This is a genomic window from Microlunatus sagamiharensis, from assembly GCF_900105785.1.
GTDB lineage: Bacteria > Actinomycetota > Actinomycetes > Propionibacteriales > Propionibacteriaceae > Microlunatus > Microlunatus sagamiharensis.
Genome location: NZ_LT629799.1, coordinates 2,008,230 through 2,034,471 on the forward strand (window position 1 = coordinate 2,008,230; position 26,242 = coordinate 2,034,471).

General features: G+C 73.7%; 24 protein-coding genes and 1 pseudogene. 14 read left to right on the forward strand and 11 right to left on the reverse strand.

The window, feature by feature from the left end:
* Position 1: 1 nt before the first annotated feature.
* A complete protein-coding gene (locus BLU42_RS09130; protein WP_091074169.1) occupies positions 2-484 on the forward strand; it encodes a DUF2505 domain-containing protein in 483 nt (160 codons plus the stop codon).
* A 24-nt stretch (positions 485-508) separates the two neighbouring features.
* Here the strand turns inward: BLU42_RS09130 and ku are convergent, their stop codons facing one another.
* Positions 509-1,315 carry a non-homologous end joining protein Ku gene (gene ku / locus BLU42_RS09135; RefSeq protein ID WP_091074170.1) on the reverse strand — a complete coding sequence of 269 codons (807 nt, stop codon included), beginning with the start codon at positions 1,313-1,315 and terminating at the stop codon, positions 509-511.
* A 22-nt stretch (positions 1,316-1,337) separates the two neighbouring features.
* The gene (locus BLU42_RS09140) at positions 1,338-1,886 is read right to left on the reverse strand and encodes a dihydrofolate reductase family protein (protein WP_091074171.1); all 549 of its coding nucleotides are present in this window, start codon (positions 1,884-1,886) and stop codon (positions 1,338-1,340) included.
* 113 nt (positions 1,887-1,999) lie between these two features.
* Between BLU42_RS09140 and BLU42_RS09145 the strand changes: the two genes are divergently transcribed.
* Positions 2,000-3,496 carry a hypothetical protein gene (locus BLU42_RS09145; RefSeq protein ID WP_091074172.1) on the forward strand — a complete coding sequence of 499 codons (1,497 nt, stop codon included), beginning with the start codon at positions 2,000-2,002 and terminating at the stop codon, positions 3,494-3,496.
* Positions 3,497-3,509: 13 nt separating this feature from the next.
* On the opposite strand, the gene BLU42_RS09150 is transcribed toward BLU42_RS09145, so the two are convergent.
* Positions 3,510-3,995 carry a DUF6912 family protein gene (locus tag BLU42_RS09150; RefSeq protein ID WP_091074173.1) on the reverse strand — a complete coding sequence of 162 codons (486 nt, stop codon included), beginning with the start codon at positions 3,993-3,995 and terminating at the stop codon, positions 3,510-3,512.
* Positions 3,992-5,488, reverse strand: a complete 1,497-nt coding sequence (locus BLU42_RS09155) for a wax ester/triacylglycerol synthase family O-acyltransferase (protein ID WP_091074174.1) — start codon at positions 5,486-5,488, stop codon at positions 3,992-3,994. Before BLU42_RS09155 ends, BLU42_RS09150 begins: the two co-directional genes overlap by 4 nt.
* Positions 5,489-5,623: 135 nt before the next feature.
* Here BLU42_RS09155 and metH point away from each other — a divergent pair, with 135 nt between their 5' ends.
* From metH to BLU42_RS09175, 4 genes and pseudogenes are all read left to right on the forward strand, one after another.
* On the forward strand, positions 5,624-9,430 hold the full coding sequence (metH, locus tag BLU42_RS09160; RefSeq protein WP_091074175.1) for a methionine synthase: 3,807 nt from the start codon (positions 5,624-5,626) through the stop codon (positions 9,428-9,430).
* Positions 9,431-9,440: 10 nt separating this feature from the next.
* Complete coding sequence (locus BLU42_RS09165; protein WP_091074176.1) at positions 9,441-9,881, forward strand: GNAT family N-acetyltransferase; 441 nt, start codon at positions 9,441-9,443, stop codon at positions 9,879-9,881.
* A 9-nt stretch (positions 9,882-9,890) separates the two neighbouring features.
* Positions 9,891-10,100 (forward strand): hypothetical protein, encoded by a 210-nt coding sequence (locus BLU42_RS09170; RefSeq protein ID WP_091074177.1) that lies wholly within the window; start codon positions 9,891-9,893, stop codon positions 10,098-10,100.
* An 89-nt stretch (positions 10,101-10,189) separates the two neighbouring features.
* Positions 10,190-11,398 (forward strand): annotated as a pseudogene (locus BLU42_RS09175) (MFS transporter); the annotation flags it as partial.
* Here BLU42_RS09175 and BLU42_RS09180 read toward each other — a convergent pair.
* Together BLU42_RS09180 and glpK are read right to left on the reverse strand one after the other, a co-directional pair.
* The gene (locus tag BLU42_RS09180) at positions 11,395-13,107 is read right to left on the reverse strand and encodes a glycerol-3-phosphate dehydrogenase/oxidase (RefSeq protein ID WP_091074178.1); all 1,713 of its coding nucleotides are present in this window, start codon (positions 13,105-13,107) and stop codon (positions 11,395-11,397) included. The pseudogene BLU42_RS09175 and the gene BLU42_RS09180 sit on opposite strands and share 4 nt — an antisense overlap.
* A gap of 32 nt (positions 13,108-13,139) precedes the next feature.
* On the reverse strand, positions 13,140-14,666 hold the full coding sequence (gene glpK / locus BLU42_RS09185) for a glycerol kinase GlpK (protein WP_231918524.1): 1,527 nt from the start codon (positions 14,664-14,666) through the stop codon (positions 13,140-13,142).
* Between the two features lie 41 nt (positions 14,667-14,707).
* Between glpK and BLU42_RS09190 the strand changes: the two genes are divergently transcribed.
* The 6 genes from BLU42_RS09190 to BLU42_RS09215 all read left to right on the forward strand — a co-directional run bounded on the left by BLU42_RS09190 (position 14,708) and on the right by BLU42_RS09215 (position 19,836).
* Positions 14,708-15,313 carry a sulfite oxidase-like oxidoreductase gene (locus BLU42_RS09190; protein WP_091074179.1) on the forward strand — a complete coding sequence of 202 codons (606 nt, stop codon included), beginning with the start codon at positions 14,708-14,710 and terminating at the stop codon, positions 15,311-15,313.
* Positions 15,306-16,046, forward strand: coding sequence for an FAD-binding oxidoreductase (locus BLU42_RS09195; RefSeq protein WP_231918525.1), 741 nt, complete (start codon positions 15,306-15,308; stop codon positions 16,044-16,046). The genes BLU42_RS09190 and BLU42_RS09195 overlap by 8 nt, the downstream gene beginning before the upstream one ends.
* A 61-nt stretch (positions 16,047-16,107) precedes the next feature.
* Positions 16,108-16,512 carry a hypothetical protein gene (locus BLU42_RS09200; protein ID WP_091074180.1) on the forward strand — a complete coding sequence of 135 codons (405 nt, stop codon included), beginning with the start codon at positions 16,108-16,110 and terminating at the stop codon, positions 16,510-16,512.
* A 2-nt stretch (positions 16,513-16,514) separates the two neighbouring features.
* Positions 16,515-17,825 carry a hypothetical protein gene (locus BLU42_RS09205; protein WP_231918526.1) on the forward strand — a complete coding sequence of 437 codons (1,311 nt, stop codon included), beginning with the start codon at positions 16,515-16,517 and terminating at the stop codon, positions 17,823-17,825.
* Positions 17,826-17,890: 65 nt separating this feature from the next.
* The gene (locus tag BLU42_RS09210) at positions 17,891-19,081 is read left to right on the forward strand and encodes a Gfo/Idh/MocA family protein (RefSeq protein ID WP_091074182.1); all 1,191 of its coding nucleotides are present in this window, start codon (positions 17,891-17,893) and stop codon (positions 19,079-19,081) included.
* Positions 19,078-19,836 (forward strand): GntR family transcriptional regulator, encoded by a 759-nt coding sequence (locus tag BLU42_RS09215; RefSeq protein ID WP_091074183.1) that lies wholly within the window; start codon positions 19,078-19,080, stop codon positions 19,834-19,836. Before BLU42_RS09210 ends, BLU42_RS09215 begins: the two co-directional genes overlap by 4 nt.
* 15 nt (positions 19,837-19,851) lie before the next feature.
* On the opposite strand, the gene BLU42_RS09220 is transcribed toward BLU42_RS09215, so the two are convergent.
* The 4 genes from BLU42_RS09220 to BLU42_RS09235 form a co-directional block, all read right to left on the reverse strand.
* Entirely contained in the window at positions 19,852-20,355 is a 504-nt protein-coding gene (locus BLU42_RS09220; RefSeq protein ID WP_091074184.1) for a phosphoribosyltransferase, read from the reverse strand.
* Positions 20,356-20,503: 148 nt separating this feature from the next.
* Positions 20,504-21,559 (reverse strand): DUF2891 domain-containing protein, encoded by a 1,056-nt coding sequence (locus BLU42_RS09225; RefSeq protein ID WP_269458034.1) that lies wholly within the window; start codon positions 21,557-21,559, stop codon positions 20,504-20,506.
* Positions 21,556-22,650, reverse strand: a complete 1,095-nt coding sequence (locus tag BLU42_RS09230; protein WP_091074185.1) for a DUF979 domain-containing protein — start codon at positions 22,648-22,650, stop codon at positions 21,556-21,558. Before BLU42_RS09230 ends, BLU42_RS09225 begins: the two co-directional genes overlap by 4 nt.
* On the reverse strand, positions 22,647-23,345 hold the full coding sequence (locus BLU42_RS09235; protein ID WP_091074186.1) for a DUF969 domain-containing protein: 699 nt from the start codon (positions 23,343-23,345) through the stop codon (positions 22,647-22,649). The genes BLU42_RS09230 and BLU42_RS09235 overlap by 4 nt, the downstream gene beginning before the upstream one ends.
* Positions 23,346-23,496: 151 nt before the next feature.
* On the opposite strand from BLU42_RS09235, the gene BLU42_RS09240 reads away from it, so the two are divergent.
* Positions 23,497-24,768 (forward strand): hypothetical protein, encoded by a 1,272-nt coding sequence (locus BLU42_RS09240; RefSeq protein WP_091074187.1) that lies wholly within the window; start codon positions 23,497-23,499, stop codon positions 24,766-24,768.
* On the opposite strand, the gene BLU42_RS09245 is transcribed toward BLU42_RS09240, so the two are convergent.
* Positions 24,744-25,394, reverse strand: a complete 651-nt coding sequence (locus BLU42_RS09245; RefSeq protein WP_091074188.1) for a GntR family transcriptional regulator — start codon at positions 25,392-25,394, stop codon at positions 24,744-24,746. The genes BLU42_RS09240 and BLU42_RS09245 overlap by 25 nt on opposite strands.
* Before the next feature lie 55 nt (positions 25,395-25,449).
* Between BLU42_RS09245 and BLU42_RS09250 the strand changes: the two genes are divergently transcribed.
* Positions 25,450-26,241, forward strand: coding sequence for a LamB/YcsF family protein (locus BLU42_RS09250; protein WP_091079971.1), 792 nt, complete (start codon positions 25,450-25,452; stop codon positions 26,239-26,241).
* Position 26,242 lies beyond the last annotated feature (1 nt).

Below are 26,242 nucleotides of genomic sequence, written 5' to 3' on the forward strand. Positions count from 1 at the left end.
CATGGACATCTCGACCGACCTCGACTTCGCCGCCGACCCGGCCACCGTCTACGCGATGATGGTGGACCGCGGCTACCAGGAGCAGGTCTGCGTCGACAGCGAGTCGCTCCGCTCGGCGGTCGAGGTCGACGCCCCGCGGACCTGGACGTCGCGCACGCTGCCCGCGCCCGACTCCGCGGCGCGCTTCACCGGACCCGAGCTGACGATCCTCGAGGAGACGGTCTGGGGTGAGGCGGGCCCCGACGGCTCCCGCGACGCCGACCTCCGCCTCACCGTCGACAAGCAGCCGGTGTCGCTGAACGGCAAGCTCCGCCTGCGGCCCGGTGGCCGCGGCACCACGGTCAACCTCACCGGCGAGCTGAAGGTCAACGTCCCGCTGCTCGGCCGCAAGCTCGAGCAGGGCGCGGCCCCGGCCGTCCTGGCCGGCTTCCGCACCCAGCAGCGCGCGGGCGACCGCTGGCTCGCCGAGCACCCGCAGGGCTGAGGCCGTCCGCTCAGCCGGTCGCCGTCAGCCGGTCGCCGCGGCCGAGCCCTCCGCGCGCCGCTTCTTGGCCGCCTCGACCGAGGCCCGCAGAGCGGCGACCAGGTCGACGACCTCCGCCTCCTTGGGCGCCTCGGTCTGCTCGGGCATCGCCACGCCCGAGGCCTTGCTCTGCACGACCTCCTCGAGCGCCTCGCGGTAGGCGTCGGTGTACTCCTCGGGCTTGAAGTCGCCCGACAGCGCCTCGATGAAGGACTGGGCCATCGTCACCTCGGCGTCGGAGACCGACACCGTCTCCGGCGGCGCGGCGAACTCGCCGGAGCGCAGCTCGTCGGGCCAGAGCATCGTGTGCATGACGAGGAGCCCGTCGCGCGGTCGCACCAGCGCGAGCGCCTCCCGCGAGCGCAGCGCGACCTTCACCAGCGCGCACTGCCCGGTCTTGACCAGCGCGTCGCGCAGCAGCACGTACGGCTTGGTGCCCGGGCCGTCGGCCTGCATGAAGTAGGTCTTGTTGAAGTAGGTGGGGTCGACCTCGTCCTCGGCCACGAACTGGACGACCTCGACGGCCTTCGTCGTGGCCAGCGGGAGGTTGTCGAAGTCCTCCTTCTCGAGGATGACCATGCGCCCGTCGGCGAGCTCGTAGCCCTTGGCGATCTCGGGGAAAGGGATCTCCTCGCCGTCGATCTCGCAGACCCGGCGGTACTTGATCCGGCCTCCGTCGGAGGCGTGCACCTGCCGGAAGGCGATGTCCTTCTCCTCGGTGGCGGAGTAGAGCTTCACCGGGATCGTGACCAGGCCGAAGGAGATCGCGCCCTTCCAGATCGAGCGTGGCATGGGGTCAGTCTGCCCTGGGTGGTCAGGAGCCGGCAGGCCCGTAGGTCAGGTGCACGACGCCGTTCTCGTACGGGGTCGCCGACAGCAGGCCCAGCGCGATCTTCGGGGTGCCCGGCGGGACGAGGTAGGGACCCTCGCCCAGACCGACCGGGTAGACGAACAGGTGCAGCTCGTCGACCAGCCCGTCGGCCAGCAGCGCCCGGACGAGCGTCCCGCTGCCGCTGACGTAGACGTCGCCGTCGACCTCGTCCTTGAGCCGGGCGATCCGCGCCGCGTCGTAGGGCAGGACGGTTGCCGGGCCCCAGGAGGGTTCGGTGAGCGTGCTCGAGACGACGTACTTGCGGGTGTCGTTGAAGAAGGGCGCCCCCGGGTCGTCGTCGGCCGTGCGCTGCGACCAGCCCGGCGCGAACATCTCGTAGGTCGTCCGGCCCAGCAGGATCGCGTGCGCGTCCCGCGTCAGGGCGGCGGTGTCCTCGGTCTGCTGGTCGGTCCACGGGAAGTCGGCCGTCCACATCGGCACCCCGACGGACCCGTCGAGGGTGGTGAACTCGTGGACCTTGATGGCGCCCATGGGGTGCTCCTCCTGCGCGGTCTGCCGGTGCGGTCGGCGATGAGACCACGGGCGATGGCCCGACTCATCGCGGGCAGCAGAAACTGTCAGTGGGTCGCGGCAGAATCGCTCGTATGTTCGATCCGGCGGTGGAGGTGGCGACGGTAGCGCAGCTGTCCGCGCGCATCGCCGCCGCGCACACGGCGCTGGTCGAGGCCGAGTGCGAGGAGCTGGTGCTGGCGGCGGCGTGGGCGGACGCCCACTACCTCGACCCCGACGGCACCCGGCAGCACGAGTACGGACCCGTGGTCGAGCGGTCGGTCGCGTGGGGCGGCGACGGCTGCCCGCAGGTCTCGGAGCACTGCGCGCTCGAGCTCGGCGCCCTGCGCGGCACCGGCGGCACGTCCGCGCGGATGCTGATCGCCGACGCTCTCGACGTCCGCCACCGGCTCCCGCGGCTCTGGGCGCTGGTCACCGCCGGGTCGGTGCGGCAGTGGCAGGCGAGGGCCGTGGCCCAGGCGACCCACGCGCTGGCCTGGGAGCAGGCGGTCGAGGTCGACACCCGGCTGTGCGGCTTCCTGCCGCTGCTGCCGTGGGCGCGGTTCCGTCGGCTGCTCACCGCCGCGGTGCTCGAGGCCGACCCCGAGGCGGCCCGGCAGCGCGAGCAGGCCGCGGCCACCTCGGTCGGCGTCTGGGCGTTCGACGGCGAGCACGGGCTCAAGACGCTCGTGGCCAAGGCCGCCTCGGGCGACGTGACGTGGTTCCTCGCGGTGGTCGACCGCATCGCCGACCTCCTCGCCCTCGAGGGCGACCGCGACGACGCGGACGCGCGGCGCGCCAAGGCCGTCGGCGTCCTCGCCCAGCCCGCCAAGGCGCTCGCGCTGCTCCTCGCCCACGCCGGTGACGCCGACCGCCAGACGGGCGAGGCCGAGCCGCTCCTGCCGGCCGACCTGGTCGAGCCCGACCCGCGCCCCGACCCCTCGCTCGACCTGACCGTGCCCTCTCGGCTCGGGTCGGCCACCGACCCCACGGCAGTCGCGCGGCTGGCCCGCGCCGCCCGCCCGCGGGTCGTCCTGCACCTCCACCTCAGCGACACCACCGTGCGCGCCGGCGAGGGGCTCGTCCGACCCGAGCACGGGGAGGCGCTCACGCTCGCGCAGGTGCGGGAGTGGCTGGCCGATACCGGCTGCAGCGTCACGGTCCGGCCGGTCGTCGACCCGGTCACGACAGCACCGGTCGACGCGTACGAGGTGCCGGGCCGCCTCCGCGACGCGCTGGTCCTCCGCAACCCCGTCGACGTCTTCCCCTTCGGCCAGGCGACGAGCCGGACGCTCGACGCCGACCACACCGTGCCCTTCGTCCCCCTCGAGACCGGCGGACCACCGGGCCAGACCGGTCTGCACAACCTCGGCCCCCTGACCCGTCACCACCACCGGGCCGTGACGAACGGCCGCTGGCGACGACGACAACCGGTCGAGGGCACCTACCTCTACCGGTCCCCCACCGGCTTCCTCTTCGCCGTGACCAACCACGGGACGCTGCGCCTCGGCCGCAGCGCGTTCACCGACGCGCTGTGGGACCTGGGCGCGACAGGAGAGACCCAGCAGGAGGGCGTGCCCACCGCCGCCTGAGCGGCGCTCGCCGTCAGGCCGAGGCGGTGTCGAGCTCCTCGGGGGCGTACCAGAGGAGGTCCCAGCGGTCGACCAGGCCGACGACCTCGTCGTCGTCCGCGACGTCCTCGACGCTGCGGCCGGCCACGAGGCGGCGGGCCTCGGCCAGGTCGTCGGCTGCGCCGGGCTCGTCGCCGAAGACCGCGGTGACCTGCGCCCACCGCAGCCCGCTGACCTCGACGGTCCCGAAGTGGTCGCCGGACGTGCGCACCTGCGCGTCGTCCAGGTCCACCGCAAGGACCAGGCGGGGTGCGGGGTGGGCGACCAGGGCGGCGAGCCCGGCGTAGCCGAGCGCGACGAACCCGGCCTCCTCGTCGTCGGACGCACCGAGCCCGTGCGCCTCGCGCAGGGCCGGACCGGCGGCATGAGCGTGTAGCGGGCCGAGCGCGTCCCCGTCCGCGCCGTCCCGCAGGCGGCGGGCCTGCTCCGGCGTCACGGGGGCGAAGGCGGTCGTGCTCATGCGGACTCTCCTGGCTCGGCGCGCGGGGCGGCCTTCTTGCGACGGGCACGGGTGGGCTGGCGGCGACCTGTCTGCTCGGTCGTGCCCACGAGCTCCTCGACGGCGTCCTCGAGGCACTGGACGAGGACGTCGAGGTCGCCGACGGCGCGACGGTCGGCGGTGAGGCCGAAGTACACGTCGCCGTCGTAGGACGTCACCCCGACGGCGAGCAGGTGGCCCGGCCCGAGCGGGACGACGGGATAGGTCTCCTCGACGGGCGCGGTGCCGGCGAAGAGCGGGGCCTGCGGCCCGGGCACGTTCGTGACCAGGAGGTCGTGCGGGCGGCGGACGGTCTCGGCGGCGACACGGACGCCGAGGGCGTGCAGCGTCGCCGGCGCGAACCCGGCGATGTCGGTCAGCGTCCGCGCGTCGACGGCACGTCCGCTGCTGCGGTGCGCCTTCGACCCGTACGCGACCTGGTGCAGCCGCATCAGCGCGTTGGCCTCGCCCACGGGCAGGTCCTGCACGTGCGGCGCGACCTGCACGCCGAGCGAGGAGGTGCCACCCTCGTCCTCGACGACGCTCATCGGCACGAGCGCGCGCAGGCTCGTCCGGCTGCGGAGGTCCCCGCGGGTCAGCAGCCACGCGCGCAGCCCGCCGGCGAGCGCGGCGAGGACGACGTCGTTGACCGTGTGCCCGTGCGCGGCGTGCACCGCCTGCAGGTCGGCGAGCCGGACGCGGGCCGTCGCGAACCGCCGGTGCTGCGACACCGCGCCCGCGAGCGGGGACCCGGCGCGCGGCCGGCCGCCGCGCAGCGCGTCCTCGGCCAGCGTGCCGAGGCCCGACCCGAGGGTGCCGCCGACGACCTCGCCGACCGCGAGAGCGACCCCGAGCGCGCCCGTCACCAGGCCGCGCACGTTGTCGACCGCCTTGACCGGGTCCTGCGCGCTCTCCCACAGGGCCCCGACGACGAGGTCCGTCGGCGACGGCTCCAGGCCGGGGTGCCACTCGGGGGCGCCGTCCACGACGGGTGCGGGGTCGGCGTCGAGGAGCACCTGGGCCAGGTCGACGGTGTCGCCGCCGTCCACGAGGGCGAGGTGCGACTTCTCCACCAGCGCGACCCGGCCGCCCTCCAGCCCCTCGACGACGTGCAGCTCCCACAGCGGGCGCGACCGGTCGAGCCGGCGCGCGAGCACGGAGGCGACGTAGGCGCGCAGCTGGTCGGGACGGCCCGGGCGCGGCAGCGCCGCCGGTCTCACGTGGAAGGAGAGGTCGAAGTCGTCGTCGTCCGCCCACACGGGAGCGGCGAGGCGGCCGGGGACGGAGAGCACGCGCTGGCGGTAGCGGGGCACGTACGCGACCCGGTCCGCGACCAGCGCGGTGACGGCGTCGAGATCGAGGGCCTCGCCGTCCGGACCCGGGCCGAGGACGACGACCGTGCCGACGTGCTCGGGGGTGTGAGCGGTGTCGAGGGCCAGCAGGGAGACCTCGAGGGGCGTCAGTCTCTGGGCCACGCGACCACCGTACGGCGTGGCGCCGCCGGCGCCGTCCGCCGGGCGGGAAGCCGGTCCGGCCGCGGCCCGCGCACCTATCCTGGACCGTCAGGTCCGACACTGGTCGGGACACCTGCAGCAGCCCCAGGGGAAGTCGTGGCGACCATCGAGCACCGTCCGGACGCGACCAGCGAGCTGGCCGCGCTGATGCGCGAGCGCGTCGTGGTGATGGACGGCGCCATGGGCACGCTGCTGCAGCAGCAGGGCCTCGGCGAGGCCGACTTCCGCGGCGAGCGGTTCGCCGACTGGCCGAGCGACGTGCAGGGCAACAACGACGTGCTGAACCTCACCCAGCCCGACCTCATCGAGCGCCTGCACACGCAGTACCTGGACGCCGGCGCCGAGCTCGTCGAGACCAACACCTTCAACGCCCAGCGCATCTCGCTGGCCGACTACGGCATGAGCGCGCTCGCGTACGAGGTCAACCTCGCGGCCGCGCAGGTCGCCCGCCGGGCCTGCGACGCCGTCGCGGCGCGCACGGGTCGTCCGCGCTGGGTCCTGGGGGCGATCGGCCCGACGAACCGCACCGCCTCGATCTCCCCCGACGTCAACGACCCGGGCGCCCGGAACGTCACCTTCGACGAGCTCGTGGAGGCCTACCTCGAGCAGGCGCGCGGCCTGGTCGACGGCGGCGCCGACGCGTTGATCATCGAGACGATCTTCGACACCCTCAACGCCCGCGCGGCGATCTTCGCGGTCGAGACGCTCTTCGAGGAGCACGGCCGGCGCTGGCCGGTGATCATCTCCGGGACGATCACCGACGCGTCCGGCCGCACGCTCTCGGGCCAGGTCACCGAGGCGTTCTGGGACTCGGTGCGCCACGCCCAGCCGCTCGCCGTCGGCCTGAACTGCGCCCTGGGCGCCGGCGACCTGCGCCCCTACGTCGCCGAGCTGTCGCGCATCGCCGACACCTTCGTCTCCACCCACCCCAACGCCGGCCTGCCGAACGCGTTCGGCGAGTACGACGAGACGCCGGAGGACCTGGCCCGTGTGCTCGGGGAGTTCGCGCGCTCGGGCCTGGTCAACATCGTCGGCGGCTGCTGCGGCACGACGCCGGAGCACATCGCCGCGCTCGCCGCCGCCGTCGCGCCGGAGGCCGGCGGCGTGGCCCGCGAGCCGGCCGAGGTCGCTCCCGCGCTGCGGCTGTCGGGCCTGGAGCCGCTGACGGTGACCGAGGAGTCGCTGTTCGTCAACATCGGCGAGCGGACCAACATCACCGGCTCGGCCCGCTTCCGGAACCTGATCAAAGCCGGCGACTACGCCACCGCGCTGGACGTCGCGCGCCAGCAGGTCGAGGCCGGCGCGCAGGTGATCGACATCAACATGGACGAGGGCATGATCGACGGCGTCGCCGCGATGGAGCGGTTCACCCGCCTCGTCGCGACCGAGCCCGACATCTGCCGCGTCCCGGTGATGGTCGACTCCTCCAAGTGGGAGGTCGTCGAGGCCGGCGTCAAGGCTCTGCAGGGCAAGACGATCATCAACTCGATCTCGCTCAAGGAGGGCGTCGAGCCCTTCCTCGCCCACGCCCGGCTGGCGCGCAAGCACGGCGCGGCGGTGGTGGTCATGGCCTTCGACGAGGACGGCCAGGCCGACACCCTCGAGCGCCGCCAGGACGTGTGCCAGCGGGCGTACGACCTCCTCGTCGACGAGGTCGGCTTCCCGGCGACCGACATCATCTTCGACCCGAACGTCTTCGCCCTGGCCACGGGCATCGAGGAGCACGCCACCTACGGGGTCGACTTCATCGAGGCGGTGCGCTGGATCAAGAAGAGCCTGCCCGGCGCGCTGGTCTCCGGCGGCATCTCGAACGTCTCGTTCTCCTTCCGCGGCAACAACCCGGTGCGCGAGGCCATCCACGCGGTGTTCCTCTTCCACGCCATCGAGGCCGGCCTCGACATGGGCATCGTCAACGCGGGCGCGCTCGCGGTCTACGACGACATCGAGCCCGACCTGCGCGAGCGGATCACCGACGTCGTCCTGAACCGCCGCCCCGACGCCACCGAGCGGCTGCTCGAGGTCGCCACCGAGTACGGGCTCCAGGACCGGGGCGCGAGCACCGTCGACGCGCAGGAGTGGCGCTCGCTGCCGGTGCGCGAGCGGATCAGCCACGCGCTCGTGCACGGCCTCGACGCCTTCGTCGTCGAGGACACCGAGGAGCTGCGCCTCGAGCTCGCGGCGGCCGGCGGACGTCCGCTCGACGTCATCGAGGGCCCGCTGATGGACGGCATGGGCCGGGTCGGCGACCTCTTCGGCGCCGGGAAGATGTTCCTGCCCCAGGTCGTGAAGTCGGCGCGCGTCATGAAGCGCGCGGTGGCCCACCTGGTGCCGTTCATCGACGCCGAGCGGCAGCCCGGCGACTCCACGACCAACGGCCTCGTCGTCATGGCCACGGTCAAGGGCGACGTCCACGACATCGGCAAGAACATCGTCGGCGTCGTGCTGCAGTGCAACAACTACGAGGTCGTCGACCTCGGCGTGATGGTCCCCGGCCAGAAGATCCTCGAGACCGCGCGGGCCATGGGCGCCGACCTGATCGGCGTCTCCGGGCTGATCACCCCCTCGCTCGACGAGATGGTCAACCTCGCCCGCGAGATGGAGCGGCAGGGGTTCACCATCCCGCTGCTGCTCGGCGGCGCGACCACCTCGCGCGCGCACACCGCGGTCAAGGTCGCCCCGCAGTACTCGGGCCCCGTCGTCTGGGTCAAGGACGCGTCGCGCTCGGTGCCCACGGTCGCGTCGCTGCTCTCCGACGAGCGCCGGCCCGCGCTGCTGGAATCCGTCGCCGCCGACTACGCGTCGCTGCGCGAGCGGCACGGGGCCAAGCGCACCGAGCGGCCGCTGCGCTCGTACGCCCAGGCCAGGGCGCACGCGACCCCGCTCGTCTGGGAGGGCCCCGACCACCACCGCCCCGTACGCCCGCGCATGCTCCTGCAGCAGGCCCGCGACGTGCACACCTCCGAGGAGCCGACCGGCTCGCACGCGGTGGCGTCCTTCACGCGCACCTTCGAGGACTACGACCTCGACGAGCTGCGCTCCTACATCGACTGGAGCCCCTTCTTCAGCGCCTGGGAGATGCGGGGGCGCTTCCCCGACCTGCTGCACAACCCGGCCACGTCGGACGTGGCGCGACGCCTCTACGACGACGCGCAGCGGATGCTCGACCAGCTCAGCCGCGAGAAGTGGCTGCGCGCGGCCGGCACCTTCGGGCTGTTCCCGGCCAACCGGGTCGGGAGCGACGACCTCGAGCTCTACACCGACGAGTCGCGCAGCTCGGTGCGCACCGTGCTGCACCACCTGCGCCAGCAGGGCGAGCACCGCGAGGGCGTGCCCAACCGGTCGCTGGCCGACTTCGTCGCGCCGAAGGAGAGCGGCGTCGCCGACTACGCCGGGGCGTTCGCGGTGACCGCCGGGCACGGCTCCGCAGAGCGCGTGAAGGCGTTCAAGGCCGACCTCGACGACTACGGCGCGATCCTGCTCGAGTCGCTGGCCGACCGCCTCGCCGAGGCCTTCGCCGAGCGGCTCCACCAGCGGGTGCGCCGCGAGTTCTGGGGCTACGCCGCCGACGAGCACCTCGGCAACGACGACCTCATCGCCGAGCGCTACCGCGGCATCCGGCCCGCGCCGGGCTACCCCGCCTGCCCCGACCACACGGAGAAGCAGCTGCTCTGGGACCTGCTCGACGTGGAGCGCACGGTCGGCATCTCGTTGACCGAGTCGATGGCGATGTGGCCGGGCGCGGCGGTGAGCGGCTGGTACTTCAGCCACCCGCAGAGCCAGTACTTCGTGGTCGGCCGCCTCGGGCGCGACCAGGTGTCGGAGTACGCGCAGCGCAAGGGCTGGACGCTCGGCGAGGCCGAGCGCTGGCTCGCCCCCAACCTCGACTACGTGCCCGAGGACTAGAGGAGGCGTCGTGGGGGCGACCGTCGGGTACCGGGTGCGAGGCCCCGTCGACGACGTCGCCCTGTCCGCACTGCACGACGCCGCCTTCGGCGCCGGGTCGGGTGGGCCCGGACCGGTGCTGCCCTGGAACACGCGGCTGCACCAGCACAGCCTGACCTGGGTCGAGGCGTACACGGTCGGGCGCGTGACCACGCGGGTCGAGCTGGTCGGCTTCGTCAACGTCGGCTGGGACGGCGGGCTGCACGCCTTCCTGCTGGACACCTGCGTCGCGCCCGAGCGGCAGGGCGAGGGCATCGGCGCCGAGCTGGTCCGGCGCGCGGCCGGGGCCACCGTCGAGGCCGGCTGCGCGTGGCTGCACGTCGACTTCGAGCCCCACCTGCACCCCTTCTACGCCCGCTGCGGCTTCTCCCCAACGCAGGCCGGGCTGATGCGGCTCGCGCCGCCGGGGTAGGAAGGGACCATGAGCGAGCAGACCAGCACCGAGGGCCCGTCGGACATGAAGGCCGGCGTCAAGCCGGGCGACAGCATGGACGAGCTGCGTCACCCCGAGCAGAACAACGGCATCAGCGAGGAGGAGGCGGCGCGCCGCCAGGGCAAGGTCGACGCCGCGGCCGAGCAGGCCGAGCGGATGCGCAACGCCCCGGGCCACACGGGCCGCCAGGGCCTCTGACGCGCCCGTGATGAGCGGCAGCCCGGGACCAGCAGGAGCAGCGCGCCCGGGCCCAGCGCCGCGGTCCGCGCCAGGTCGTCGCGGCCTCGGTCGGCAACGCCGTCGAGTGGTACGACTGGTACCTCTACACGTTCCTGACCCCGGTCTTCGCCCGTGTGATCTTCGGCGGCGACGAGATCTCGGCGGTGCTGAGCTCCTTCGCGGTCTTCGCCGTCGGCTTCTTCCTGCGCCCGCTCGGCGGCCTGCTGATCGGCTCGCTCGCCGACCGGTGGGGCCGCAAGAACACCCTCACCCTGACGATCCTCACCATGGGCCTGGGCAGCCTGGTCCTCGCGGTCAGCCCGACCTACGCGCAGGTCGGGCTCCTCGCCCCCGTCGTCTTCGTGCTCGGACGGCTGATCTGCGGGCTCAGCGTCGGCGGCGAGTACGCCGCCAACACGACCTTCCTCGTCGAGTCGGCTCCGACCGGCCGGCGCGGGCTCTACTCGTCCTTCCAGTACGTCTCGACCACCATCGGCCAGCTCGTGGCCTCCGGGGTCGCCGCGCTGCTCGCGGCGGGGCTCAGCGACGAGGCGCTGGCCTCGTACGGGTGGCGGATCGGCTTCGCGATCGGCGCGGTCGTCGCCCTCGTCGGGCTGGTGATCCGGCGCAGCGCGGAGGAGACCCGTGCCCCGGTCGAGGCTGCCGAGCGCCCAGGCGTCTTCGAGGCCCTGCGCCGCCACCCGCGCTCGGCGCTGCTGGTCTGCGGCATCACCGTGGGCGGAACCATCGCCTACTACACGTGGACGACCTACCTGCCGACCTACGCGCAGCAGGGCGGCGTGCCGCTGGAGCGGGCGCTCCTGGTCAGCACGGTCTCCCTGGCCTTCTTCGGGCTCGTGCAGCCGCTGGTCGGCCACCTGTCCGACCGGGTCGGCCGGCGCCCGGTGCTCCTCGTCTTCGGCGTGGTCTTCGCGGTCGGCGTCGTGCCCGGGCTGGCCCTGGTGCGCTCGGCCGACTCCTTCGCCGGCCTGCTCGTGGTGAGCCTGCTCGGCGTGCTCGTGCTCGCCTGCTTCACCTCGATCAGCGCGGCGGTCAACGCCGAGGTCGTGCCCGGCCGGGTGCGCGCCGCCGGGATCGGCTTCCCCTACTCGCTCACGGTCGCGGCGTTCGGCGGCACGGCGCCCTTCGTCGGGACGCTGTTCGCCCGCCTCGGGCACCCCGGGCTCTTCGGCTGGTGGGTCGCCCTGCTCGTCGCCGTCACCCTCGTCGTCGTCCTGGTCGCGCTGCCCGAGACGGCCCGAGACGAGCTCGACTAGCTCGGCGGGCCCACCCGCACGTCCGGCGCGCCCACGCGCGCGGCGTCGGCGGTGAGGTCGTCGGGCTGGGTCTGCGACTCGCGCTCGGCGGCGACGCGGGCGACGTAGTGCTCGACCTCGCGCTGGACCGCGGCGTCGTCCCAGCCGAGCACCGGGGCCACCAGGCGGGCGACCTCCTCGGCGGCCTTCGTGCCGCGGTCCCAGGTCTCGATGCTCGCCCGGGTGCGACGGGCCAGGACGTCGTCGAGGTGCAGGGCGCCCTCGTGCGAGGCCGCGTACACGGCCTCGACCCGCAGGTACTCCGCCGCCCCGGCCAGCGGCTCGGCCAGCGTCGGGTCGGACTCGATCAGGTCGAGCAGCTCGGGCAGCAGCGAACCGTAGCGGTTGAGCAGGTGCTCCACCCAGCTCTGCGCCAGCCCCGTGCGCTCGGCCAGCAGCCGGCGCGAGTTCCACAGCGCGTGGTAGCCGTCCGCGCCGACCAGCGGCACGTCCTCGGTGATCGAGGGCCCCGTGCCGGCGTCGAGGTCGAGCACGGCCGCGTCGACGGCGTCGAGCGCCATGATGCGGTACGTCGTGTACTTGCCCCCGGCGACCGCCGTGAGGCCCGGCGCGGGCGAGGACACCGCGTGCTCCCGCGACAGCTTGGACGTCGACTCGTCCTCCCCGGCCAGCAGCGGCCGCAGCCCCGCGTAGACCCCGATCACGTCGTCGCGGGTGAGCGGGTCGGCCAGCAGCCGGTTGACCTCGGTGAGCACGTAGTCGATGTCGGCCGCGCTGGCCGCCGGGTGCGCGAGGTCGAGAGCCCAGTCGGTGTCGGTCGTGCCGATGAACCAGAAGTTGCCCCACGGGATGACGAAGAGCAGGCTCTTCGCGGTCCGCGTGATGATCCCCGTGCGCGAGCTGATGCGCTCGCGGGGCACGACGAGGTGGATGCCCTTCGACGCGCGCACGCGGAACTGGCCGCGGCCGCCGATCATCTCCTGGATCTCGTCGACCCAGACGCCCGTCGCGTTGATCACGTGCTTGGCGCGCACCTCGACCTGGCTGCCGTCCTCGAGGTCGGTGACGGTCGCGCCGGTGATGCGCCCGGCCGTCCGGGTGAAGCCGCTGACCCGGGCGCTGCTCGCGACCAGCGCGCCGAAGTGGGCCGCGGTGCGGGCGATCATCATCGTGTGGCGCGCGTCGTCGACCTGGCCCTCGTAGAAGGTGATCGAGCCGGTCAGCGCACCCGGCTTGGCCGAGGGGAAGTCCTCGTACGTCTTGCGCTTCCCGTGGTGCCGCAGGTGCGAGGGCACGCCCCGCCCGGCGCCCATGACGTCGTAGACGCCGATGCCGAGCCCCGCGTAGCCGCGGTCGAAGGCGGGCTTCTGCAGCGGGTAGAGGAACTCGACCGGGTGCGCGAGGTGCGGGCAGAGCTTCTCGAGGGCGAGCTTGCGCTCCTTGAGCGCCTCGAAGACGAGGGCGAAGTTCAGCTGCTCGAGGTAGCGCAGGCCGCCGTGGAAGAGCTTGCTCGAGCGGCTCGACGTCCCGGCCGCCCAGTCGCGGGCCTCGACGAGCCCGACCTTGAGGCCGCGGGTCACCGCGTCGAGCGCGGCTCCGGCACCGACCACGCCGCCGCCGACCACCAGGACGTCCAGCTCCTCCTCCCCCATCCGGCGCAGGGCGTCGGCGCGGGAGGCGGGGCTCAAGGGGGTGCTGAGGGAGGCCATGCCTCCAGTGTCCCCCAGCCGCCCAGGTCCCCTCAGTCGACGTCGACCCAGCCGAAGGTGCGCTCGACGGCCTTCTTCCAGCCGCGGTAGCCCTCCTCGCGGGAGGCCTCGTCCTTCTGCGGGGTCCAGCGCCGGTCCTCGTGCCAGTTGGCGCGCAGCTCGTCGGGGTCGGACCAGAAGCCGACCGCGAGCCCGGCCGCGTACGCCGCCCCGAGGGCGGTGGTCTCGGCGACCTCGGGCCGGCTCACCTCGACGCCGAGCACGTCGGACTGGATCTGCATGCAGAGGTCGTTGGCGGTAACGCCGCCGTCGACCTTGAGCACGTCGAGGTGCACCCCCGAGTCGGCCTCCATCGCGTCGACGACGTCACGGCTCTGGTAGCAGATCGCCTCCAGCGCCGCCCGGGCGACGTGGGCGTTGGTGTTGTAGCGCGACAGCCCGACCACGGCGCCGCGGGCGTCGGAGCGCCAGTAGGGCGCGAACAGCCCCGAGAAGGCGGGCACGAAGTAGACGCCGCCGTTGTCGTCGACGGACCGGGCCAGCGCCTCGCTCTCGGCGGCGTCGCCGATGATCTTGAGCTGGTCGCGCAGCCACTGGATCGCCGAGCCGGTGACGGCGATCGAGCCCTCGAGCGCGTACACGGGCTTGGCGTCCCCGAGCTGGTAGCAGACGGTCGAGAGCAGCCCGTTCTTGCTGCGCACGAGCTCCTCGCCGGTGTTCAGCAGCAGGAAGTTGCCGGTGCCGTAGGTGTTCTTGGCCTCGCCCGCGGAGAGGCAGACCTGCCCGACCATGGCCGCGTGCTGGTCGCCGAGCACCCCGGCGATCGGCACCTCGGCCTTCCACAGGCCGCCGCGCGACTGGGTGTGGCCGAAGAGGTTCGGGTCCGACGACGGGCGGATCTCCGGGAGCATCTGCGCGGGGACGCCGAAGACCTCGAGCAGGTCGGGGTCCCAGGCCAGGGACTCGAGGTTCATCAGCATCGTGCGCGAGGCGTTCGTGACGTCGGTGAGGTGCACGCCGCCGTCGATGCCGCCGGTCATGTTCCACAGCAGCCAGCTGTCCATCGTGCCGAAGACCAGGTCGCCCGCCTCGGCGCCCTCGCGGACCCCGTCGACGTTGTCGAGGATCCACTTGAGCTTGCCGCCCGCGAAGTAGGTGGCCGGCGGCAGCCCGGAGCGCTCGCGGATCAGGTCGGCGTGCCCGTCGCGCTCGAGCGCCGCGGCGATCGAGTCGGTGCGGGTGTCCTGCCAGACGATGGCGTTGTAGCAGGGGCGCCCGGTGCGGCGGTCCCAGACGACGGTCGTCTCGCGCTGGTTGGTGATCCCCACGGCGACCACGTCGGACAGGTCGGCCCCGGCGCGGCGCAGGGCCCGCTTGGCGACGGTCCGCGTGCGCTCCCAGATCTCGTCGGGGTCGTGCTCCACCCAGCCCGAGCGCGGCATGATCTGCTCGTGCTCGAGCTGGTGGCGGGCCACCTCCCGCCCGTCGTGGTCGAAGACCATGCAGCGGGTGCTGGTCGTTCCCTGGTCGAGCGCGGCGACGAGCTCAGGCATGGCCACACCGTAGCGAGCGCCCGCCGCCGCCCCGTAACCTCGGGCCCATGACCGTCTCCCACGGGTTCGGCGGCCGCCGCCGGCCCCAGCGCACCGACCTCCCGCCCGGGCAGTACGACGCGGGGCGCGAGTGGCCCGTGCTCACCGCCGAGGTCACGCCGCACCTCGACCCGCAGCAGTGGACGATGAGCGTCGACGGCCTCGTCGACCGCCCGTCCACCTGGTCCTGGGACGAGATGCACGCGCTCCCCCAGTCCGACTACGAGGGCCCGATCCACTGCGTGACGACCTGGTCGAAGTTCGGGATGACGTGGTCGGGCGTGAGCGTGGACCTGCTCCTCGACGCGGTCGGCGTGCAGGACTCCGCGAAGTACGTCCTGGCGACCTCGACCACCGGGTACACGACCAACCTGCCGCTGGAGCACCTGCGCGGCGGCAAGGCGTGGGTCGCCTGGTCGGCCGACGGCAAGCCGCTCACCCGCGAGCACGGCGGGCCGGTCCGGCTGCTCGTGCCGCACCTCTACTTCTGGAAGTCGGCCAAGTGGGTCACCCGGCTGACGCTGCTCGAGCACGACCAGCAGGGCTTCTGGGAGGTCAACGGCTACCACGACCTCGGCGACCCCTGGCTCGAGCAGCGCTACCAGGGTGACTGAACCCGTCCCGAGCGCCCCCCTCGCCCCTGCACCCGCGCCGGCCGGCGGCTGGCGCACGGCGACGGTCCGCGAGGTCGCCCACCCGCACCCGCGCGGGGTGCGGCTGCGCCTCGAGGTGCCCGACCGGGTCGACCACCTGCCCGGCCAGCACTACGTCGTGCGCCTCACCGCACCCGACGGCTACACCGCGCAGCGCTCGTACTCCCTCGCCTCCTCCCCCGACGACCCCCTGGTCGAGCTCTACGTCGAGCGCCTCGACGACGGCGAGGTGTCCACCTACCTGGCCGACGAGGTCGGCGTGGGCGACGCGATCGACGTCCGCGGGCCGATCGGCGGCTGGTTCGTCTGGCGCGGCGACGCCCCCGCACTGGGCGTGGGCGGCGGCACCGGCGTGGTGCCGCTGGTGGCGATGCTGCGCCACGCCCGCCACGTCGGGCACCCCGACCGGCTGCGGCTGGCCGTCGCCGCCCGCACCGGGGACGACCTCCCGTACGGCGACGAGCTGCGTGCCGCGGGCGCGGTGGTCGCCCTGAGTCGCGAGGCCGACGCCTCCGGTCGCGCCGCCGGACGCCTCCGGCCCGACGAGGTCGCGGCCCTGGTCGAGGACCGGGGCGAGGGCTGGACGGCCTTCGTGTGCGGCTCGGCCGGGTTCGCCGAGTCGGCGACCGGGCTGCTCACCGGCCTCGGCGTCGCGACAGGCGACGTCCGCGTCGAGCGGTTCGGTCCGAGCTGACGCTTCGGTGATCACGCATGCTGGTGGTCCGACCCCCGAGCACACGAGAGAAGGACCGACGATGCGGACGACGACGCGCTGGCTGGGTGGCCTGGCGGCAGGACTGGTCCTGCTGGGGACGGCGGCCTGCAACCAGCCCGTCGACCTGCCCGGTTCCAGCGGCGGCGGCGCGAGCAGCAGCGCCAGCGGCGCGCTCGCCACGCTGACCATCCCGATCACCATCGCCGGTGGCCAGGTGACGCCGAACGGGCAGAAGATCAACGCCTCGGTCGGCCAGCCCGTGGTGCTGCAGGTGACGAGCGACGAGGCCGACGAGATCCACGCCCACACCGGCGGTGACGGCTACGAGCTCGAGGTGCCCGCCGGCACGCCGACGACCGGGACCTTCACCCCGACGTCGCCGGGGAGCTTCGAGATCGAGTCGCACCACCTCGAGAAGGTCATCGTCGTCCTCAACGTGAGCTGACCGTGCTGGTCCCGCTGCACGGCATCGCGTCGCGCCACGACCTGCCCCTGCCCTTCCCCTTCGTGGTGATCGGCGCGGGCGTCGCGCTGGTCGTCTCCTTCGTCGTCCTCGGCCTGGCGTGGAAGCGGCCTCGCTTCGCGGCCGTCGGCGGCGTCGAGCTGCCCCGGCTGACGCGGTTCGTCGACGGCGCCGGCACGCGAACGGTCGCCCGGGTCCTGGTCCTCGCCCTGTACGTCGTGGTCGCCGCGGCGCTGTTCGGCGGCCGGGACCTGCTGACCAACCCGGTCTTCGGCTTCGTCTTCGTCTGGATGTGGGTCGGGCTCGTCCCGCTGTCGCTGCTGCTCGGGCCCTTCTGGCGCGCGACGAACCCGCTGCGCACCCTGCACCGGCTGCTGTGCGCGCTCGCCCGCACCGACCCGCGCGAGGGCCTCGTCGCACTGCCCCGCTGGGCCGGCCTGTGGCCCGGCGCGATCCACCTCGCCGCCTTCACCTGGGTGGAGCTCGTCCAGCCCGACCGCACGACGCTGCCGGTGATGCGCATCTGGGCGCTCGCGTGGCTGGTGGTCGTCGTGCTCGGCGCGATCGTCTTCGGCGAGCGCTGGTTCGCCGTCTCCGACCCCTTCGAGGTCTACTCGACGCTGGTCTCACGGCTCTCGCCGTGGCACCGCACGGGCGACACGCTCCGGCTGGTGAACCCGCTCGCCGGGCTCACCGCGTGGCGACCGCCGGCGGGCGCGGTCGGGGTGGTGGCCGTGCTGCTCGGGAGCACGGCCTTCGACAGCTTCACCAACACGTCCTGGTGGCTGCGCACCATCCAGTCCTCCGACGTCTCGAGCGTGCTCTGGGCCACCGGCGGGCTGCTGGTGATGATCGCGATCGTGCTCGTCACGTTCACCGCGGCGTCGGCGTGGATGGCGCGCTACGGCACCGCGGGCGCCGGCACGTACGCCCGCGCGATGGCGGGCTCGCTCGTGCCGATCGTCGTCGGCTACGCGGTCGCGCACTACTTCACCCTGCTGGTCATCGAGGGGCAGCGCGTCGTGGTCAACCTGTCCGACCCGCTCGGGCGCGGGTGGAACCTCTTCGGCACCGCGGGCTGGCGGGTCGACTCCTCCATCGCCGACCACCCGACGGCGATCGCGCTCGTCCAGCTGATCGCGATCGTGGCCGGTCACGTGCTCGGCGCCGTCGCGGCCCACGAGAAGGCGGTCGCCCTGCTCCCGCCCGCCAAGGCGCTGCGCGGCCAGTGGCCGATGCTCGTGCTCATGGTCGGTTACACGAGCGCCGGGCTGGTCCTGCTCTTCTCCCCCTGACGCTGATAGCGTCCATGTCCTGACAATTGAGTCCGGACCACCACGAAGGACGGGGACCCTCGCCGATGACGTCAACCGCCTCTGCCCGCCCGCTGCGCGTCGGGGTCGTCGGCCTCGGCTGGATGGGCCAGGTGCACGCCCGCGCGTACACGCGGGTCGGCCAGCACTACCTCGACACCCCGCTGCGGCCCGAGCTGGTCGCGGTGGCCGACACGGCGACCGACGAGCGGGTCGCGCGGGCGGTGGCCGCGTACGGCTTCACCGACGTCCACGCCGACTGGCACGAGCTCCTCGAGCGTGACGACATCGACGTCGTCAGCATCACCGGCCCGAACTTCATCCACCGCGACGTGGCGGTGGCCGCGGCGCAGGCCGGCCTCCACCTCTGGCTGGAGAAGCCGGCCGGGCGGGACGCCGAGGAGACCGCCGAGATCGCCGAGGCCGTCGCGGCGGCCGGCGTGCAGAGCACGGTCGGCTTCAACTACCGCAACGCGCCGGCCGTCGAGCTCGCCCGCGCGCTCGTCGCCGAGGGCCGCCTCGGCCGCGTGGAGCAGGTCCGCATCACGATGCTCGCCGACTACGCGGCGCACCCCGAGGGCGCGCTGACGTGGCGCTACCAGAACCGCTGGTCCGGCTCGGGCGTGCTCGGCGACCTGGTCAGCCACGGCGTCGACCTCGGGCGCTACGTCGTGGGCGAGGTCGAGTCGCTGGTCTGCGACACCGCGACCTTCATCCCCGAGCGCCCCGCGCTGAGCGGCGCGGCCTTCGCGCACACCGCGCGCGGCGGCGGTCCCCTGGCTCCCGTCGAGAACGAGGACTACGCGGGTGCCCTGCTCGCCTTCGCCGGTGGCGCCCGCGGGACGCTCGAGTCGAGCCGGGTCGCGGTCGGCGAGCAGTGCACGTACGGCATCGAGGTGCACGGCGACCGGGGCGCGCTGGCCTGGGACTTCCGGCGGATGGGCGAGCTGCGGGTCTGCCTCGACCAGGACTACACCGACGCCGCGTGGGCGACCCGCTTCGTCGCGCCGGGCGACGGCGAGCTCGGGGCCTTCCAGCCCGGGTCGGGCATCGCGATGAGCTACGACGACCTCAAGGTCGTCGAGGCGCACCGGCTCGTCCGCTCGATCGCCGAGGGGGTGCCGCAGGGGGCGACGATCACCGACGCGCTGCAGGCGGCCCGCCTGGTCGACGCGATGGCGACCTCGGCCCGCGATCGGCGGTGGGTGGACGTCGACGCCCCTAGGGTGAGCCCATGACGCAGGCCGCGCCGGGACGCGAGCTCGACATCACGCTCGACCGCAGCTCCTCGACCCCGCTCTACCACCAGCTGGCGCAGTCGATCGAGCACGCGATCACCTCCGGGGAGCTCGCGCCCGGCGACCGCCTGGAGAACGAGCTCTCGCTCACCGAGCGCCTCGGTCTGTCGCGGCCCACGGCGCGCCAGGCGATCCAGGAGCTGGTCAAGAAGGGCCTGCTCGTGCGCAAGCGCGGCGTGGGCACGCAGGTCGTGCGCTCGCAGTTCCGCCGCGACGAGCGCCTCTCCAGCCTCAACGAGGACCTGGCCAAGGCGGGCCGGGTGCCGAGCAGCCGGCTGCTCGACTTCACCGTCGGCCCGCTCGACGACGACGTGCGCGACGCGCTCGAGGGCGACCAGGTCACCGAGGGCGACTTCGTCACGATCCGCCGGCTGCGGCTGGCCGACGGGGTGCCGCTGGCCATCCTCACGAACTACCTGCCCGCGCGCTTCGAGATCGCCCGCGCCGACGTCGAGGAGGGGCGCAGCCTCTACGGCCACCTGCGCACCCTCGGGGTCAACCTCAAGATCGCCCACCAGCGGATCTCCGCCCGGCTGATGACCGAGGAGGAGGCCGGGCTGCTCGACTCGGAGGTGCCGTCGGCCTGCCTCACCGTCGAGCGGACCGCGTACGACGACGTCGGCCAGTTCGTCGAGCTCGGCCGGCACGTCTACCAGGCCGCGCACTACTCGATCCAGTCGTCGCTGGTCGTGTAGGCGCCGCCGCCCCGCTCAGGCGTCGAGGACGCCCGAGCGGCTGGTGACCGGCGGTTCGGTGGACCAGGGGAAGTTGATCCAGCGCGAGGTGCGCCGCCAGGCGTAGTCGCAGGCGATCACCGAGTGCGGCTTCTCGTAGAGGACGGCCGTACGCATCTCGCGGACGTGCCCGGCGCAGAAGTCGGCGACGAGCTCGAGCGTCTTGCCCGTGTCGGCGACGTCGTCGACCACGAGCACCGCGGCCGAGTCGAGGTCCTGCGCGTTCAGGAACGGCGGCAGCATGACCGGGACGTCGAGGCGGCTGTCGACGCCGGTGTAGAACTCCACGCTGATCGTGAACAGGTTCTTGCAGTCGATCGCGTACGCCAGGCTGCCGGCCGGGATGAGGCCGCCGCGGGCGATGCCGAGCACGACGTCGGGCACGAAGCCGCTGTCGGCGACCGCCTGCGCGAGCTCGCGCACACCCTGGCCGTAGAGCTCCCAGGTCAGCACCTCGCGCTCGGGCTGCGCGGCGCTCATGAGACCACCACCAGACCAGTACGGGGGGTGGTTTGAACACCAGCCGCAGCGGTGGTAGAAACGGAACCAGAGCGCGACCAGGACCGCGAGCAGCGTCGCCCGGTTCTGGTCACGCCCGCGAGGCGGGGTTCGAGTGCGGTCACGACGCTCATCCTGCCGGGTCCGCGCCGGGGTCGGCGTCACGGGCCAGCAGCGCGAAGCTCCCCAACCAGTGCGTGCTCATGAAGCCGGTCTCCGCCAGAGCCGCGAACCCCTCCTCCCGGTGCCGCGCCGCCGCGTCCCGGAGCACCTCGATCCGGTCGTCGTCGCCCGGCAGGGCGGCGGCCAGGTGGTCGAGCGCGGCCGCACGCGACAGGTTGAGCCCGTCGAGGTGCCCGACCTGCCCGTCGGTGCGGTCGGGCACGACCACCGGCTCGAGCAGGGTGCGCGGCTCCCCCGCCCCCAGCCCGGGCCAGAAGCGCGCGAGCCAGGCGGGGAGCTCCGCGGCCGGGAGCACCCGGCGGACGAGGTCGGCCTCGACGAGCCCCGGGGAGAGGAAGTCGTGCCCGGACGGCTCCCAGCGCAGCGGCGCGTCCTCGTCGGGGACGAACCGCTCGCCCACGTACGCCCGCACCGCGTCGGCGAGGTCGTCGCGGCCCAGCGGCCCGGCGGCGTCGAGCAGCAGGCCGAGGGCGAAGGCCGTGCTCGCGTGCGTGCCGTCGCGCACCGGCCGCCCCGCGCGGGGCAGCCAGTCGAGGACGAGGTCGACGACCACGTCGGCGGCCGGGCGGACGGCCTCGGACCAGGGCCGCGCCGCGGGCAGGTCGACCGCCGCCGTCTCGCACGCCGCGGCGAGCATGACCAGCCAGGCCCACCCGTACGGGCGCTCGAACGCGGGCTCGCGGCGCAGCACCGCCGCCTCGACGGCGAGGTTCTCCGCGGTGAGGTGGGTGTCCAGGACGGCGGTGACCGCGGCGACGTCGGCCGCGCCGAGACGGTCGGCGTGCTCGTGCAGCAGCCGGACGAGCAGCCAGTGCGTGTGCACCGCGGAGTGCCAGTCGTAGCAGCCGTGGAACGCCGGGTGCCGCTCGCGAGGCAGCCGCAGGTCCTCATCGCGCTCGACCACCGCGATCAGCGCGTACGGGTGCTCGCGCGTCGCGTTCCCGACCGCGGTCCGGGCGAGGGCCGCCAGATCGACACCGTCGGTGCCGTCGGCCCCGCTCAGAAGGCGACCACGTACATGATCGCGATGTTCGCGACCAGCAGCGGGATCGCCGTCGGCAGCTGCTGGCGGATGACCGCGTAGTTGCTCTTCAGCTCCAGCAGCGCCACCGGCACCACGTTGAAGTTCGCGGCCATGGGCGTGCAGAGCGTGCCGCAGTAGCCCGACAGCATGCCGATCGCGAAGATCGCCGCCGGGTTGCCGCCCATCGCCTCGACGAGCACCGGGTAGCCGATCGCGGCGGTCAGCACGGGGAACGCGGCGAACGCGTTGCCCATGATCACCGTGAACACGGCCATGCCGACGCAATAGAGGATCACGGCGGGCAGCAGCGAACCCTTCGGCAGCACCGCCGACACCGTGGTGCCGATGGCGGTCCCGACGCCCGCGGTGGCGAAGACCAGCCCGAGCACCGAGAGCAGCTGCGGCAGCACCAGCGCCCACCCCAGGTCCTCGGTGAGCCGGCGGCCCTGGGTCAGCGCGAGCGCCGGGCTGCGGAGCTTGAAGATCACCATCGAGATGATGATCGCGATGATGCCGGCGGCGGAGAGCCCGATGACGGTCTCGCTGCCCTTCTGCAGCAGCGGCGTCCCGCCGATGACCACGTACGGCCCGGCGATCGCGCACAGCGCGGTGATCACCGGGATGGCGAGGACCGGCACGAAGAGCTTGTTGCCGAAGCGCTCGGCCCGGGCCTCGCGCTCGGCCACCAGCGTGCCGCCCGGCGCCGTCGCGTTCTCGGAGCCTCCGGCGACCCGGCCGGGGCCGGTGGACCCGCTCGGCGGCCGCGCGTCGTCGCGGTCGACGTCGGCGCCCTCGGCGTCACCGGCCTCGGTCGTGCTCGTGGCGCGCGAGCTCTTGGCGAGCCGCCCGGTCCCGGCCAGGACCGCGATGACGACGATCGCCACGCCGAGGACCCACGCCGGCGCCGTCTTGGCCACGACGAACGAGCTGTACGGGAAGCACAGCCCGAGCAGGATCCAGAAGAGCCCGCTCGTGGCGCGCTTGGGGTTGTTCCGGTCGCGGGCGACGAGCACGCCGACGCCGATGAAGAACAGCCCCATCAGCCAGTAGAACCACTCGACCTGGATCACCGGGCCACCTCCGCGACCGTGCCGATGCGAGACATCTCGCGCTTGAGGGAACGGTCGACGAGCAGGCTGCGGACGCCGTGGACCAGCAGCGCCACCACCGCCGTCGGGATGGCCCACAGCGCCACGTCGAGCGGGGCCAGCGTGTAGCCGTACGTCGTGTCGACGAACGAGGTGATGAGCAGCACCGCACCGACGGCGACGAAGATGTCCTCGCCGAAGAAGGCCCCGACGTTGTCGACGCTGGCGGCGAAGGCCCGCAGCCGTTGCGACACGTGCTCGGGCAGCGCGCCGTACTTGCGCACCGCGGCCGCCTCGGTCATCGGCGCGACCAGCGGCCGCACCGTCTGGGCGTGCCCGCCGATGCTCAGCAGCCCGATGGCGGCCGTCACCTGGCGCACGAGCAGGTAGCCGGCGAGGATGCCGCCGGCGCTGAGCCGGGCCAGCCGGGAGACGAGGCGCCGGGCCTGCTGCTGGAGACCGAAGTGCTCCACCAGCCCGATCACCGGGAGCACGAGCAGGAAGATGCTGACCGAGCGGCTGCCGGCGAAGCCGGTGCCGAACGCGTTCAGCACGTCCAGCAGGTTCATGCCACCGAGGAAGCCGGTGACCAGACCGGCCACGGTGACGACGAGCATCGGGTTGAGCCGCAGCGCGAAGCCGACGACCACGACGAGGATTCCGAGCAGGACGAGCACGCCTGCCGCCTTTCGCGAGGACGGGTACGAGGGAGGTGCCGAGAGCGGGGGGTGCCGGGGGCTTGCGTGACCGCAGTGGATAGCGTCCTTCGGTAACCTAGAGATCGTTGAACGATTCCGCAAGACTCTTCAACCAGGCAGGTGGGCACCGATGACTCCGACGAGCGACAGCACCCCGCACCCGGCGCCGAGCAGGCCGGCGCCCCCGACCGTCGAGGAGGCGCGACTCACGGTGCCGCTCGTCGAGGACGGCCAGCCGCTCGCGGCGCAGGTCCTCGCCGCCTCCGGCTTCGACGCGCTCGTCGACGAGGGGGTGCGCCGGCTGAGCTCGGCCGGTTCGCCGGACGCGCTCACCGCGGCCGTCCGCGAGATCGCGGCAGGGCTGTGGACCGCCGCCGTCGACCGGGCGCAGGGCCGCGGCGCCCAAGGACCGCTCGACCTGTACGACGACCGCCCCCTCTACTGGGCCCGGACCTCGCTGAGCGCGGCGCTGCGGCAGCTGACGTCGCCGCACCTGACCGGCCAGCACCAGCGCTACGCGCTGCTGAGGCTGCTCGACCGGCGCTCGCGCGGCATCGAGCGCGACGGCGACCTGTGGCCGGACGCCCGGGCCGACGAGGTCCGCGTCCAGGTCAGCGGCTTCGACGTCTTCGGCCTGGACACCAGCGTCCGCCACTCCAACCCCTCCGGCGCTGCCGCGCTGCAGCTCGACGGTGCGGTGCTCGAGACCCCGTACGGCGCCGTCCGCGTGCGGGCCGTCGTGCTGCCGGTCAGCTACGCCGACTTCGACCAGGGCGTGGTCGAGGACGCGTACGGGCCGGTGCTGCAGGCCGGGCCCGACCGGGCGGACCTCATCACCACGATCAGCATGACCGCGCGGGGCCGGATGGACGTCGAGCGCTGGGCGGCGGACGCGCGCGGCGGGACGCCGGACAACCTGCGCGACCAGCACTTCGGCCCGGTCTCCCGCGCGGCGCGCTGGCCGCAGCCCGAGCCCAACCCGGAGTGGATCGAGACCACGCTCCCCCACGCGGCGATGGTCGCGGCGGGCACCGGCCCGTGGCCGGTGGTGCTCAAGCGCGGCATCCAGGAGTGGCCCGCGGGCGCCTCCGACCCGGCGTCCCTGGTGGCCGCACCCGACCCGGGCCCGGGCAGCACGCCGGCCGCCGGCACGGGCGGGGACTACCTGAGCAACGAGAGCATGTACCGCTCGAACCGGCTCCGCCTGGCCCTCGGCGCCACCGACGTCCCCGGCGGCCACCTGCACATCTCGGCGCTGGAGTACCCAGAAGACCCGGCGGTCCTGGGCGACGACGCCTTCGAGGCGGACCGGCGGGCCGTGGTCGACCAGACGGTGGCGCTGGTCCGGGCCGCGGCGGCGGAGGTCGCCCGCCGGGCTCAGTCGAAGCCGCGGGAGCGGTAGGCGTCGAGGACCTGCGCCTCGGCCTCGTCGAGGTAGGCGCGCAGCAGGCCTGCGGCGGCGGTCCCGCCCTCGTCGGCGAGCGCGGCCAGGATCGTGTGGTTGCGGGCGAGGTAGGAGCCGTGGAAGGCGTCCGGCCGCGCGACGACGTGGAAGGCCAGGCGCATCTCGTTCCAGACGGTCTGCATGAGGCTGACGATCCGGGTGCTGCCCAGCGCGGTCAGCTCGCGGTGGAAGTCGATGTCGGCGGTCCCGACGCCGACCCAGTCCGCGGCGGCCGCGGCGGCCTCGGCGTGCTCGAGCGTCGCGGCCACGCGCTCCAGCCCGTCCCGGCCGCCCGGGTGGGTCGCCACGGCGGCGCACTCCACCAGGCGGCGGACGTCGTACAGCTCGGACACGTCCTGCACGGTCGGCACCCGCACGAAGACGCCGCGGTTGAGCTGGTGGACGACCAGCCGCTCCTCGGCGAGCGAGCGGAAGGCCTCGCGCAGCGTGTTGCGAGAGACGCCCAGGTCGCGGGAGATCTGCGGCTCGGACAGCCGCGTGCCGACCCCGTGGAGCCCGGCGAGGATGTCGCCGCGCACGGCGTCGGCCGCCCGGCGGGCGCGGCCGGCCTGGTCGGCGTCCACGCTCCGGACGTTACCAGCGGGCGGCGTCGCCGGGGCCGTGTGCGATCGTTCAACGATGCAGCTGACCGTGGACCTGAACGCGGACGTGGGCGAGGGCTTCGGCCGCTGGTCGCTCGGGGACGACGCGGCCGTGATCGCCACCGTGACCAGCGCGAACGTCGCCTGCGGCTTCCACGCCGGGGACCCCGCGACCATGGCCACGACCGTGCGGACCGCCCTCGAGCACGACGTGGCGGTCGGCGCGCACGTCTCCTACCGCGACCTGGCGGGCTTCGGCCGTCGCTACGTCGACGCGACCGAGGCCGAGCTCGTCGGCGACGTCGTCTACCAGATCGGCGCGCTCGCCGGCGTCTGCCGCACGCTCGGCGCCCGCATCGGCTACGTCAAGCCGCACGGGGCGCTCTACAACACGATCGCCGACGCGGACGGCCGCGGCGCCGTGCACGCCCGGGCCGTCATCGAGGCGGTCGGGCACTACGACGCCGAGCTGCCGGTGGTCGGCCTGGCCGGCTCGTCCTTCCTCGACCACGCCGCGCGCGCCGGGCTCGAGGTCGTGCCCGAGGCGTTCGCCGACCGCGCGTACACACCGGAGGGCGCGCTGGTCAGCCGCCGCGAGCCCGGGTCCGTGCTGCACGACGCCGAGGAGGTCGCGGCGCGGATGGTCACGCTGGCGCGGACGGGCACGGTGACCGCGGTCGACGGCAGCACGGTCGCGGTGGAGGCGCGCTCGATCTGCGTCCACGGCGACTCCCCCGGCGCGGTCGTCATGGCGCAGGCCGTGCGCGCGGCGCTGGCCGACGCCGGGGTCGGGCTGGGCTCGTTCGCCGCCGGACCGCGCGCCGCCTGAG